We start from the raw sequence: 11,948 nt of genomic DNA on the forward strand, positions 1-11,948 counted from the left end.
CTTTGAGTTGTTGGTTTTTTCAGGCGTTTCTTTGGTGTTCTCTATCCCTGTGGGAGCGGGCTTGCCCGCGATGGCGGCCGGTCAGTCAACCGAAGTGTTGAATGTGCCGGCCTCTTCGCGGGCAAGCCCGCTCCCACAGGGAATGTGTGATGCCATGGGGAGCGAGGCTTTTAGACGCTCAGCAGCAGGAACTCGCGCTCCCACGAGCTGATCACGCGCTTGAAGTTCTCGTGCTCGGCGCGCTTGACCGCGACATAACCGCGAACGAATTTGCTGCCCAGATAGCGCGAGACGGTGTCGCACTCTTCCATCTGCGTCAGCGCGTCCTCGATGGTGATCGGCAAGCGCAGATTACGGCGCTCATAGGCCCGACCTTGCACCGCAGCGCTCGGTTCGACGCACTCGACCATCCCCAGATACCCGCACAACAGGCTCGCGGCAATCGCCAGATACGGGTTGGCATCCGCGCCCGGCAAACGGTTCTCCACCCGCATCGAGTCCGGGCTGGAGGTCGGCACGCGCAAGCCGACGGTACGGTTTTCTTCGCCCCATTCGACGTTCACCGGCGCCGAGGTGTCCGGCAGGAAGCGGCGGAACGAGTTGACGTTGGGCGCGAACATCGGCAGCACTTTGGGGATGTACTTTTGCAGGCCGCCGATGTGATGCAGGAACAGCTCACTCATGGTGCCGTCGGCATTGGCGAAGATCGGCTGGCCGGTGGCGATGTCCACCACACTTTGGTGAATGTGCATGGCACTGCCAGGCTCATCGCCAATCGGCTTGGCCATGAACGTCGCGGCGACATTGTGCTTGAGCGCCGCCTCACGCATGGTGCGTTTGAACACGGTGATCTGGTCCGCCAGGTCCAGTGCGTCGCCGTGACGGAAGTTGATTTCCATCTGCGCCGGGCCGTCTTCGTGGATCAGCGTGTCAAGGTCCAGACCCTGCAATTCGCACCAGTCGTAGACGTCTTCGAACAGCGGGTCGAACTCGTTGGCGGCGTCGATGGAAAACGACTGACGACCACTTTCCGCACGGCCCGAACGGCCCATCGGCGCCTTCAGCGGCAAGTCCGGGTCTTCGCAGCGCTGGGTCAGGTAAAACTCCATTTCTGGCGCGACAATCGGCTTCCAGCCCTTGTCGGTGTACAGCTGCAGGACTTTCTTCAGCACGTTGCGCGGCGACAGTTCGATGGGGTTGCCGAACTTGTCGAAGGTGTCGTGGATCACGATGGCCGTCGGCTCGATGGCCCATGGAATCACGTAGACCGCATCGGACACCGGTTTGCAGACCATGTCGATATCGGCCGGGTCGAGCAGGTCGTAGTAGATGTCGTCGTCGACAAAGTCCCCGGTTACCGTTTGCAAAAGCACACTTTCCGGCAGGCGCATGCCTCGCTCATGCAGGAACTTGTTGGTGGGCGCAATTTTGCCGCGCGCAATGCCGGTCAGGTCGCTGACGACGCACTCGACTTCGGTAATCTTGTGATCTTTCAGCCACGTCAGCAGCTGATCGAAAGGGGCATTCATAAAGACCTCGTTATTGGTTTTATTAACGCCAGGAGAAGCCGATTTCATCTTTCGGACACTTCCCCTGTAGCGCGTTGACGACTATCTTGGGCGAGCCTTGCGGTTCCATCTATCCACTTTAAGCAGCACAAAGCGCACCAAAAGAGTGCGCAAGGTCTCCCATGACAACCTGTAACTCGTTGCAAGTCCAAGCGTTCAACACGGCTGATGTGGCCGAACAAATCCTCGCCACACCGGGGTGGGTGCAGCATTACCAGCAGATGTCACCGGGGCATTTTGCCGGGCGGGTGCGCTATCTGGACCTGCAAGGCGTGGAGATTTACGAGGAGCAAATGAACACGCGGGTCGAGCAGAATTTCAGCGCGCCTGAGGGTTCGCTGGCGTTCTGTTTCGATCGAAGTGACAACGCGCTGTACGTGTTGAACGAGGAAAGCCGCAATATCTGGATCACCCCGGAGAATTACCAGGAAATCGCCGTGGTGTTCGGTCCGGAGTTTGTTCAGCGCCATGGGTTGAATGTCGCGCGGCTTGAAGGGTTGTTCATGGCGCCGCTGAATTCGGGGCAGAACGCGCTGTTCAGTCGCTGGTTGAGCGGGACGTTGACCCGGCTCGCGCAGACGCTTGATCCGCCGAGCAAAGAGGCGTTGACCCAGCAGTTGCTGGAGGACTGTTTGTACATCCTCGATAACGCCTGTGTGTGCCTTGATCGTGGCGGTTTGCAGCGCCGGGCCGAGGAACGCGCGGTGATGAAACGTATCGGTGAGTGGGCGGCTGATGCGCCGGAGGAAACCCTGAATCTGTTGGAGCTTTCACAGGTCGCCGGGGTTTCGTTGCGGCAGTTGCAGCATGCGTTCAAGGCCTATACCGGTATGACGCCGACTCATTGGCTGCGATTACGCCGACTCAACAGTGCGCACCGTGAATTGCTCAGTCGCTCGGCAATGGAAACCACCGTGGCGGAGGTGGCGATGCGTTGGTCGTTCTGGCATTTGGGGCGGTTTTCCAGCAGCTATCGAGCGTTGTTCAGGGAATTGCCGAGTGAGACGCTGAAGCGTGTAGGGCGGGGCTGATTGGTTGGTTGGGGGCCTATCCGTTTTTTGGGTGATGGCCGCTATGACAGCGGCCCCCCTGTAGGAGCTGGCTTGCCAGCGAAGCATTCGAATGCGCCACGTTTATCCTGGTAAAACACGTCATCGTTAACGACCTTCGCTGGCAAGCCAGCTCCTACAAGGGGGATGGTGGATTTCAGAGGTTGCGTTCGATTTTGATCCAGCCGTTGCTTGGGCTTCAGATCTGCCCCCCATTCATCCCACTCAAACCGCAGGCGCCGGTTTCGCCAGCTCAATACCCGCCGCCCCCAAACGCTTCAGAATCTCAAACAACAAGTCACTCTTGGTACTGGCCACAATCCTCGGGCTACTGACATACCCGGTAATCGTCAACGTAATCCCTTCCGGCGTCAGCTTGCTGAACCGCACCGACGGCGCAGGATTATCGAGAATGGTCTCGTGCTCACAATACGTCTCATACAACAGGTTTTTGACTTGCTCGGGATCGATGTCCAGCGGGAACACCAACTCAAGAATCGCCACCCCTTGAGCACTCCCGCCCATCGTCACATTGCGCAAATTTTGTGAAATCAGCTGCGAGTTAGGCACGATCACAATCGAACGGTCACTGAGCTGAATCTCGGTCGCCCGCACGTTAATCCGCCGGATATCGCCCTCAACCCCGCTGATGCTGATCAAGTCGCCGACCTTCACCGGACGCTCGGTGAGAAGGATCAACCCGGAAACGAAATTCTTGACGATTTCCTGCAAGCCAAAGCCGATACCCACCGACAAGGCGCTAACAATCCAGGCCAGATTGGTCCACTTGACGCCCAATGAAGACAACGTCAGCAAAATCACCAGCGCGTAGCCGATGTTACTGAACAGCGTGCTCAGCGACGCGCCCATGCCAGGGTCCATATCGGTCTTGGGCAGGAGCTCGTTGTCCAGCCACCGGCGCAGCGATCGAATCAGGTAGATGCCGATCAACAGTGCCAAGACCGCGTTCAGCAGGTTTTCCGGGATGATGTTCAGCTTGCGCAGGCCATCGCCGCCGAGTATCGCTGACACCCGGTCAATCAGTTGCCCGAAGGTCGATCCAACGCCCCCGACAAGCGTGGTAATCACAGCAATCAGTATCAAGGTCGCGCGGCCGAGCCCCGACAAAACCACCTCGATTTGTTCAAGCCTTACGTCGCCGATACCGAGCAGTTGCTTGATGGCCTTGCCACTGGGATGCTTTGGCGAAAACAGGTAATCGCACAGGTCCTTGAACAGCTGCGTCAGCAAATAGAAGCTGGAAATCACGATATACAGCCAGACAATTTCGTAGGTGATAAATCTGGCGAGGGAGATGTAACCGACCAACAGGCCCAACAACGAGATCAATACGCCGATGCTGATACCGGAATAAATCAAGCCTGCCAGCGTCGTACCGGCCTCAGGCGCTTCCCCGGCAATCACCATCGCTCGGCGGGTTTTATTGGTGCGCAGCAACAGTGCACCCAGAATCAGGGCAACGACCAGCGCGACGACGCCCCGGCAGAAGATAACCGCTTGCGAACTCATGCCCATCGCATTGGTGATCTGCGTCAGCGAAACCAGCACCAGCAGTGATGCGGCGAGCAAGGCCGGATATCGGCTCATCGCAAGCGCCACTTCATCGGCGATTCCAGGCAAACGCCAGGAAGGATTGCGCCTGGACAACAGGGCCCGACTCAGGCCGGTAATCATGGCGCAGGTATAAGCCAACTTCTCGATATCCTCGAAATAGCCTTGCAGCGGCTGCGTCAGGGGATCAAGTCGAGTGGCAGCGATCAAGATCAGTTGGATAGCGGCGCCTGCACTCAACAGGGTGGCGAGTACCGTCGATATCGCCAGTGAGCTTCGGCGCAAACGACCTTCCGGCACGTGATGGATGCAGAACCAGGTCAGCCCGCGTTCAGCCAACCTGCGCCCCAGCGACCAGAAAGCCAGGGCCAGCAACAACAAAGTGACAGTCGTGCCGCGCTCGCCGGGTTGCCAGGCGGGCCGGACGACACTGACGAACTGGTCGCTGAAAAAACTCAGGCGGTTTTTATCCTCCTCCTGGGGGGAAAACAGCGGTGACCAGAAACGAGGGTTGAGCAGGCTGGTCGTGCGCTGGACCAGTTCGGTCTCCAGTTGAGTGCGGCGAATGCTGGCGATCTGGGTGATGAGGTTGGCTGCGCCCAGTTTGATGGCCTGCAGTATTTTTAGATCATCATCCACCTTGTCTTTTTGTTCGGTGAGGTAGGTCCGCTGCTTTACCAGATCGGCTTTTTCCACGGCCAGGCTGGTTGCGGATGTCGTGCCGAGCACATTGAGCTGCGCTTGCAATTGCGCCTGCTCGGGCAGTAACACGGCCTCGAGTTTGCTCGTATCACTGAGGAGTAATTGAACACTGTCCTGGAAACCCACCAACTGCGTGTAATTGCTGCTCAACGACACCTGTTGTTTAAGGTTGTCGAGCCTGAGTTGCAGGGCTTCCAGATCGCCCTTTGACACGGTGGTGGTCGAGCTGGCCTCTGAAGTATTGGCGGGTTCGTCCGCCGACAGCGCCCCGATGTTCGCCGCCAACAGCGCAAACACTATGGACACGAGTAATTTCAGTGCAGGACGCATAAGGATGCCCCGGCGGCTTTAGCCATTCAGGTTAGGCCATGGCGTGTGCAGGCGCGAAAAATACTTCCGGTAGACACCTCATTCCCTGTAGGAGCCGAGCTTGCTCGCGAAGGCGGCGTGTCAGGCTACGTTGCTGTGATTGACACGCCGCCTTCGCGAGCAAGCTCGGCTCCTACAGGGTTCAGGCTCGGGCACGACAATTTGCCAAAGCGAATCCCCGCGGGATTGTTCTGAATACGCAAACACTGATGTCGCCGAGAATGGAATTGTTGGGGTAGGGGCGGGCTTGTAGCCTCCATTACGCCGAACACCACGATCTGCCAACGATTGGGTGGAGCTCAAGCCAGGGCTCATCAAGTTGCATACCTTGCTTTCGGCCACGCGCCTCTTCGGGGGTTTGGCTCCTAATAAAAATAAGGTAGGCAGGTATGAGTATTCGTGCGTGGGTTTGCGCAGCAACCCTGTTCGCTCCCGTTCTGGGCGCCAACGTTTTGTTTCCCTCAATCGCTTCGGCGGCGGACGATCCGATGGGCTCGCTGGTTCGCAGTGTTTTCGGCGATAGCCTGGAGCGCGAGCATGGCATCAAGATCTACGGCTGGGGCCAGGCAGGTGTGATCTATAACAACAACGGCACGGATGACGTCAGCAAACAGAGCTTCTTCAATACCGATGAAGGCGTGAACCTCAACCAGTTCGCCCTGGCCGTGGAGAAGAAACCCAAGAGCAATGTGGTCGGTCGTGTCGGACCGTTTCCCGGGCCGATGCCGCAAGAGGCTGACTGGGGTTTCAACGTCACCGCGCTGTATGGCAAGGATGCGCGCTTCTTCAAGACCTATGGCTGGGACGAGGACCTGAGCGTCAACCGCGACAACAAGGCTGAAGATCCTGCGTTCACCATCGCCCAGGCCTACGTCGACTTTTACTTTCCGGTACTTGGCGGATCCGACCTGATGATCGGGATTTTCCACACACCGCTGGAAAACGAAATCGGCTTCGCCTTGCCATCCCCAGCACCGACCGACTTCTACTCGCACACCTATTCCTTCATGCACGGCCCGGCCAAACATGCCGGTGCGCTGTACTCGTTCAAACTGCCCTCGGCACCGGGGGAAAGCATGTTGGGCTTCGAGCTCGGCGTGGTGCAGGGCTGGAACAACCTGCAAGACCCCAATCATGATCCCGACATCATCGCCAACGTGCGTTGGCGCTCGGCCGATTTCAGCACCTGGATCGACTGGGAAAACATCTACGGCAACGGTGCCGGCGACAGCTTCGCCGAATGCGCGTGTGGCTCGCCGTTGCCCGCCGGGACCAAGGATGACGACTACAAACGCGTCGCCTCTTACCTGACCTTGTCGCAAGTGCTCGACCCGAACAATCGCGTGGCGCTCGAGTTGAATTACGGCAAGCAAGAGCAGGGCGCCTTCGCCGGGTTTGCCAATAAAAGCGATGCCACCTGGTACGGCACCGACGTCAACTGGTATCACAAGCTCAGCGAAAACCTGATGTGGAACAGCCGCGCCGAGTGGTTCTACACCGATGCGCCGGTGCACGTGATGATGGCCAACATCGACCCGAATACCGGGATTCCCGATCCGACCTGGGGCAGTTTCTACGGGGTGACCACCAACCTGGCCTGGACGCCGACACCCAACCTGCGCCTGCGACCGGAATTGCGCTACGACATTCATTCCGGCCCCGGTCGCGATGCCTACGCCGATGGGCAAAAGGACTCACAGGTCGTTGCCTCTTTCGACGTCAGCTTCTTCTTCTAAACCGACTTCTTTCGTTTACCTCTGACCCTGCGTGATGGCCCAGCCACACGTTGCGACCCTATTCGTCCAGGCCTTTGGAGTCATTTCATGACAGACAACAATGATAAAAACCTGTTTGGCCGCGACTTCACCCGTCGTGATTTCCTGCGCAGCACCGGCGTTGCCGCCGGTGGCGTGGCGCTAGCCAGTCTGCCTTTCAACTTCGCCCTGGGCAGTGAGCGGGTGATCAAGCTCGGCTATGTCAGTCCGCAGACCGGGCCATTGGCGCCCTTTGCGGCGGCCGATAACTACATCATCGAATCGCTCAAGCAAGTGCTGAAGAACTCGATCAACGTGGCCGGCAAGGCCTACCGACTGGAGATCATCGTCAAGGACAGCCAGTCCAACCCCAACCGCGCGGCGGAGGTGGCGAGTGAGCTGATTCTGTCGGATCAGGTCGACCTGATGCTGGTGTCGTCGACGCCGGAAACCACCAACCCGGTCTCCGACCAATGCGAAATCAACGAGATCCCGTGCATATCAACAGTCGCGCCGTGGCAGCCGTGGTTCTTTACCCGTGGCGGCAAGCCTGACCAGGGTTTCGAATGGACTTATCACTTCTTCTGGGGCCTGGAGGATGTGATCGGTACTTACAGCTCGATGTGGGGCGCGATGCCGTCCAACAAAGTGGTCGGCGGTCTGTTCCCTAACGATGGCGACGGCAATGCCTGGGGCGATCCGAAACTGGGCTTCCCACCAGTGTTGGCGCAAAAGGGTTTCCAACTGGTCGATCCCGGTCGCTTTCAGAGCTTGACCGACGATTTCTCGGCGCAGATCGCCGCGTTCAAAAAGGCTGAGGTCGAGATCGTCACTGGCGTGGTCATTCCGCCGGACCTCAGCACCTTCTGGACCCAGGCTCGCCAACAGGGCTTCAAACCGAAAGCGGTGTCGGTCGGCAAGGCGCTGCTGTTCCCCACGGCGGTCGAAGCGCTGGGCAAGGCCGGCAACAACCTGTCGACCGAAATCTGGTGGAGCCCGACGCACCCGTTCAGCTCGTCCTTGACCGGCGCCAGTGCCGGGCAGTTGGCCCAGGGGTTCACTCAGGCCACCGGCAAGCAGTGGACGCAACCGCTGGGTTTCGTGCATGCGCTGTTCGAACTGGCGGTGGACATCCTCAAGCGCACCGAAGAAGTCGGCAACCCGCACGCGGTCCGCGATGCGTTGCTCAAGACCAACCTCAACACCGTCGTCGGGCCGATCAACTGGAACGGCGGGCCGGTGAAGAACGTCGCGAAAACGCCGCTGGTCAGCGGCCAATGGCGACTGGGCAATGACAACAAATATGACCTGGTCGTGACCAGCAATGCCACCGCACCAGCTATTCCACTGGGCGGCGAGATGCAGGCCATTACGTATTGATCGCGGGTGCACCATGCAACAGCCACTTCTGCAAATGAACGATGTGCACAAGAGCTACGGCTCGGTGAAGGTCACGGACGCGATAAGCCTGACCCTGCAACCGGGTGAAGCCTTGGGCATCATCGGCCCCAACGGTGCGGGTAAAAGCACGCTGTTCAACCTGATCGCCGGTGGCGTGGCGGCCGATAGCGGCACGATCCATTTCGAGGGCCGCGACGTTACCCGCGAACCGGTGTTCAAACGTTGCCAGCAAGGCATCGGCCGCTCGCATCAGATCCCGCACCCGTTCGTGAAAATGACCGTGTTCGAGAACCTGTTGGTGGGTGCAACTTTTGGCGCGCGGTTGCGCGACAAGGAGGCCAGCCAATGGTGCGCTCAGACCCTGGAACTGACAGGACTGATGCGCAAGGCCAACGTGCTCGCCGGCTCGCTGACCTTGCTCGACCGCAAGCGCCTGGAAATGGCCCGCGCGTTGTCGACCCAGCCGCGACTGTTATTGCTGGATGAAATCGCTGGTGGCCTGACCGAACCGGAATGCCTGGCGCTGGTGGAAACTATTCAAGGTATTCACAAGGCCGGCGTCGCGATCATCTGGATCGAACACATCGTGCATGCCTTGCTGGCGGTGGTCAGCCGCCTGACGGTGATCAACTTCGGCGCCAAACTGGCCGAGGGCGAACCGCGCAGCGTGATGGCCGATCCGCGAGTCCAGGACATCTACATGGGCATCGGGAGCTGAACCATGACGACCCCATCAAACCTGCTGACCATCGAAAAACTCTGCGCCGGCTACGGCGACTTTCAAGCGCTGTTCGACATCAGCCTGACCCTTGAGGCAGGCGAAACCGTGGCAATCATCGGCTCCAACGGCGCCGGCAAATCGACGTTCCTGCGCTCGCTGGCCGGGCTGATCAAGAACCAACCCGGCGCCATCCATTTCAAGGGCCAGGCGATGGGTGACCTGCCGGCGAATCAGGTGCTTGAGCGTGGCATCGCGTTGGTGCCGGAAGGCCGCAAGCTGTTTCCCTCGCTGAGTGTCGAGGAAAACCTGTTGATCGGTGCCTACAGCAAGCGCCCCGGCCCGTGGACGCTGGCGCGGATCTACCAGCTGTTTCCGGTGCTGGAAAAACTGCGCAAACGCCCCGGCACCGCACTGTCCGGCGGCCAGCAGCAGATGGTTGCGATTGGCCGGGGCCTGATGGCCAACCCGCAACTGCTGTTGTGCGACGAAATCAGCCTCGGGCTGGCGCCGACCACGATCAAGGACATCTACGCCGCGCTGCCTTCGATCAAGGCTGACGGCACCACGGTGATTCTGGTCGAGCAGGACATCAATCAGGCGTTGAGTGTCTGCGACCGTTTTTATTGCTTCCAGGAAGGGCGCGTGTCCCTGACCGGCCGCCCTGGGGAGGCGGACAAAGCGCAAATCAAAGCCGCGTATTTCGGGATCTAGTGATGGAATGGCTCAATACTCTGCTTCAAGGCATGTTGCTCGGTGGTCTGTACGCGATGTTTGCGGTGGGCCTGTCGCTGATGTTCGGCATCATGCGCCTGGTCAATATCGCCCATGGCGACTTCATCGTGCTGGCCTCGTACCTGGCGTTGATGGTGGTCAATCATCTGGGGTTCAGCCCGCTGTCGAGCTTGCTGATCGTGGTGCCCTTGATGTTCTGCTTCGGCTATTTGCTGCAACGGCTGTTGCTGAACCGAACGCTGGGCCAGGACATTCTGCCGCCGCTGCTGGTGACCTTTGGCCTGTCGATCATCGTGCAGAACGTGCTGCTGGAGTTTTTCAGCGCCGACAGTCAGAAGCTCTCGCAGGGTGATCTTGAAGTCGCCAGTGTCGGTTTCGGCAGTCTGAGCGTTGGCGTGATGCCGCTGATCGTGTTTTGCAGTGCGCTGCTGATCATCGGCGGCCTGCAGTTGCTGTTCTACAAAACCGCTGTTGGCCGGGCGTTTCGCGCCACTTCCGATGACCAGCAAACGGCGCGGCTGATGGGCGTGAACAACGCGCATATTTTCGGTTTGGCCATGGCATTGGCGATGGCCGTGGTGTCGATCGCCGGGGTGTTTCTGGCGATTCGCACCAGCTTCGACCCGACGGTGGGGCCGGCGCGTCTGTTGTACGGTTTTGAGGCGGTGATCATCGGCGGGTTGGGCAGCCTGTGGGGCACCCTGGCCGGTGGGGTGATTCTCGGTGTTGCCCAGGCGCTGGGCGCAAAAATCGATCCTGGCTGGCAAATCCTCGCCGGTCATCTTGTGTTTCTGCTGATCCTGGTCGTGCGCCCGCGTGGCCTGTTCCCACGGAGTGTCGACTGATGAATGCCTTGAATAATCCTGCGCTGAGCTATCGAGTCCAGCGCACGACCACCAGCAGCATGATCGGCCTGTCATTGCTGGGCCTGTGTGTATTGGTGTTGATCAGTGCGCCGTTCTGGGCTGATCGTTCCAGTCTGCGGCTGGTGGTGGAGTTCGCCTATTACCTGGCCCTGGCACAAATGTGGAACCTGCTGGCCGGTTATGCCGGCATGGTCTCGGTGGGGCAGCAGGCGTTTGTCGGTCTCGGCGGATACCTGCTGTTCATGCTGTCCACCCGTTTTGGTGTGCCGCCATTGTTCGCGGTTTTGCTCTCCGGGGTGCTGGTCGCGTTGCTGGCGATTCCGACCGCGTTGATTGTGTTTCGCTTACGCGGTGCCTACTTCGCGATTGGCACTTGGGTGGTGGCCGAAGTGTTTCGCCTGGGTTTGGCGCAGATGAGCAGCCTTGGTGGTGGTTCCGGGCAAAGCCTGCCGGCGGCGATTGTGCGGCAGATCGGCAGTGACCGGGACGAGCGCGAAATGTTGATCTACTTTACCGCACTGGCCATCGCCATTGCCGCCGTGGCCGTGGTGTTCTTTGTGCTGCGTTCGCGGCAAGGCCTGGCCCTGGCGTCGATCCGCGATTCCGAGCCGGCGTCCGGCAGCCTGGGGGTCAATACCTTCCGCACCAAGTTGATGGTGTACGTGCTGGCGGCGGGGTGCACGGGTGTGGTCGGCGCGCTGATCTTCCTGCAAAAACTGCGCATATCCCCGGACGCCGCGTTCAACCTGCAGGACTGGACGGCGGTGGTGATCTTCATTGTGATCATCGGCGGCATCGGCACGCTCGAAGGGCCGCTGATCGGTACGCTGATTTACTTCCTGTTGCGCGGCTGCCTGGCACAGTACGGCGCGGTGTACATGATCATCCTCGGCGTGGTCGCGGTGGTGATGATGCTCAAGGCTCCGCAAGGGGTGTGGGGTCTGATCAGCGAACGCCTGGGCTGGCAGGTCTTCCCGATGCAGCGACGGTTGTCGGTTCAACCACGCGAGTAACACCACCGTCGCCTTCTCTAAACGCCAACGCTCTTTATATGAACGCTGACGCATACCTCGTAGCAGCTGTCGAGCCAGAGTGTGCAAAAACGTGGAAACAAACCCTTGCTATGATTTCCCAGAATTTATCGCAAGGGTCGCCCATGAAACGCTTCATCCAAGGTGAACATCGAGGTCAAAGCACCTTGCTCCCCGAGAGCC

General features: G+C 59.3%; 9 protein-coding genes. 7 read left to right on the forward strand and 2 right to left on the reverse strand.

Annotation, left to right across the window (positions count from 1 at the left end; all coding sequences use genetic code 11):
- Positions 1-170 precede the first annotated feature (170 nt).
- Positions 171-1,529: a glutamine synthetase family protein gene (locus AEQ67_RS03075; protein WP_059402419.1), complete on the reverse strand. Its 1,359-nt coding sequence runs from the start codon at positions 1,527-1,529 to the stop codon at positions 171-173.
- Positions 1,530-1,690: 161 nt separating this feature from the next.
- On the opposite strand from AEQ67_RS03075, the gene AEQ67_RS03080 reads away from it, so the two are divergent.
- Entirely contained in the window at positions 1,691-2,599 is a 909-nt protein-coding gene (locus AEQ67_RS03080; protein WP_059402420.1) for a helix-turn-helix domain-containing protein, read from the forward strand.
- Positions 2,600-2,842: 243 nt separating this feature from the next.
- Here AEQ67_RS03080 and AEQ67_RS03085 read toward each other — a convergent pair whose 3' ends face one another.
- A complete protein-coding gene (locus tag AEQ67_RS03085) occupies positions 2,843-5,221 on the reverse strand; it encodes a DUF3772 domain-containing protein (RefSeq protein WP_059402421.1) in 2,379 nt (792 codons plus the stop codon).
- 428 nt (positions 5,222-5,649) lie between these two features.
- On the opposite strand from AEQ67_RS03085, the gene AEQ67_RS03090 reads away from it, so the two are divergent.
- From AEQ67_RS03090 to AEQ67_RS03115, 6 genes are all read left to right on the forward strand, one after another.
- Complete coding sequence (locus AEQ67_RS03090; protein ID WP_059402422.1) at positions 5,650-6,996, forward strand: outer membrane beta-barrel protein; 1,347 nt, start codon at positions 5,650-5,652, stop codon at positions 6,994-6,996.
- An 87-nt stretch (positions 6,997-7,083) separates the two neighbouring features.
- Positions 7,084-8,394, forward strand: coding sequence for an ABC transporter substrate-binding protein (locus AEQ67_RS03095; protein WP_059402423.1), 1,311 nt, complete (start codon positions 7,084-7,086; stop codon positions 8,392-8,394).
- 13 nt (positions 8,395-8,407) lie between these two features.
- Entirely contained in the window at positions 8,408-9,133 is a 726-nt protein-coding gene (locus tag AEQ67_RS03100) for an ABC transporter ATP-binding protein (RefSeq protein ID WP_059402424.1), read from the forward strand.
- A 21-nt stretch (positions 9,134-9,154) separates the two neighbouring features.
- Positions 9,155-9,847, forward strand: coding sequence for an ABC transporter ATP-binding protein (locus tag AEQ67_RS03105; protein WP_082377768.1), 693 nt, complete (start codon positions 9,155-9,157; stop codon positions 9,845-9,847).
- 2 nt (positions 9,848-9,849) lie between these two features.
- Positions 9,850-10,713: a branched-chain amino acid ABC transporter permease gene (locus AEQ67_RS03110; RefSeq protein WP_059402426.1), complete on the forward strand. Its 864-nt coding sequence runs from the start codon at positions 9,850-9,852 to the stop codon at positions 10,711-10,713.
- A complete protein-coding gene (locus AEQ67_RS03115; protein WP_059402427.1) occupies positions 10,713-11,747 on the forward strand; it encodes a branched-chain amino acid ABC transporter permease in 1,035 nt (344 codons plus the stop codon). Before AEQ67_RS03110 ends, AEQ67_RS03115 begins: the two co-directional genes overlap by 1 nt.
- The last annotated feature ends 201 nt before the right edge of the window (positions 11,748-11,948 follow it).

This window comes from Pseudomonas sp. RIT-PI-q, from assembly GCF_001297125.1.
Lineage (GTDB): Bacteria > Pseudomonadota > Gammaproteobacteria > Pseudomonadales > Pseudomonadaceae > Aquipseudomonas.

Bases quoted from the DNA above. Each gene is read 5' to 3' on its own strand.
- AEQ67_RS03100 (WP_059402424.1), top strand. From the start codon at position 8,408: ATGCAACAGCCACTTCTGCAAATGAACGATGTGCACAAGAGCTACGGC.
- AEQ67_RS03095 (WP_059402423.1), top strand. From the start codon at position 7,084: ATGACAGACAACAATGATAAAAACCTGTTTGGCCGCGACTTCACCCGT.
- AEQ67_RS03075 (WP_059402419.1), bottom strand. From the start codon at position 1,529: ATGAATGCCCCTTTCGATCAGCTGCTGACGTGGCTGAAAGATCACAAG.
- AEQ67_RS03085 (WP_059402421.1), bottom strand. From the start codon at position 5,221: ATGCGTCCTGCACTGAAATTACTCGTGTCCATAGTGTTTGCGCTGTTG.
- AEQ67_RS03080 (WP_059402420.1), top strand. From the start codon at position 1,691: ATGACAACCTGTAACTCGTTGCAAGTCCAAGCGTTCAACACGGCTGAT.
- AEQ67_RS03110 (WP_059402426.1), top strand. From the start codon at position 9,850: ATGGAATGGCTCAATACTCTGCTTCAAGGCATGTTGCTCGGTGGTCTG.
- AEQ67_RS03115 (WP_059402427.1), top strand. From the start codon at position 10,713: ATGAATGCCTTGAATAATCCTGCGCTGAGCTATCGAGTCCAGCGCACG.
- AEQ67_RS03090 (WP_059402422.1), top strand. From the start codon at position 5,650: ATGAGTATTCGTGCGTGGGTTTGCGCAGCAACCCTGTTCGCTCCCGTT.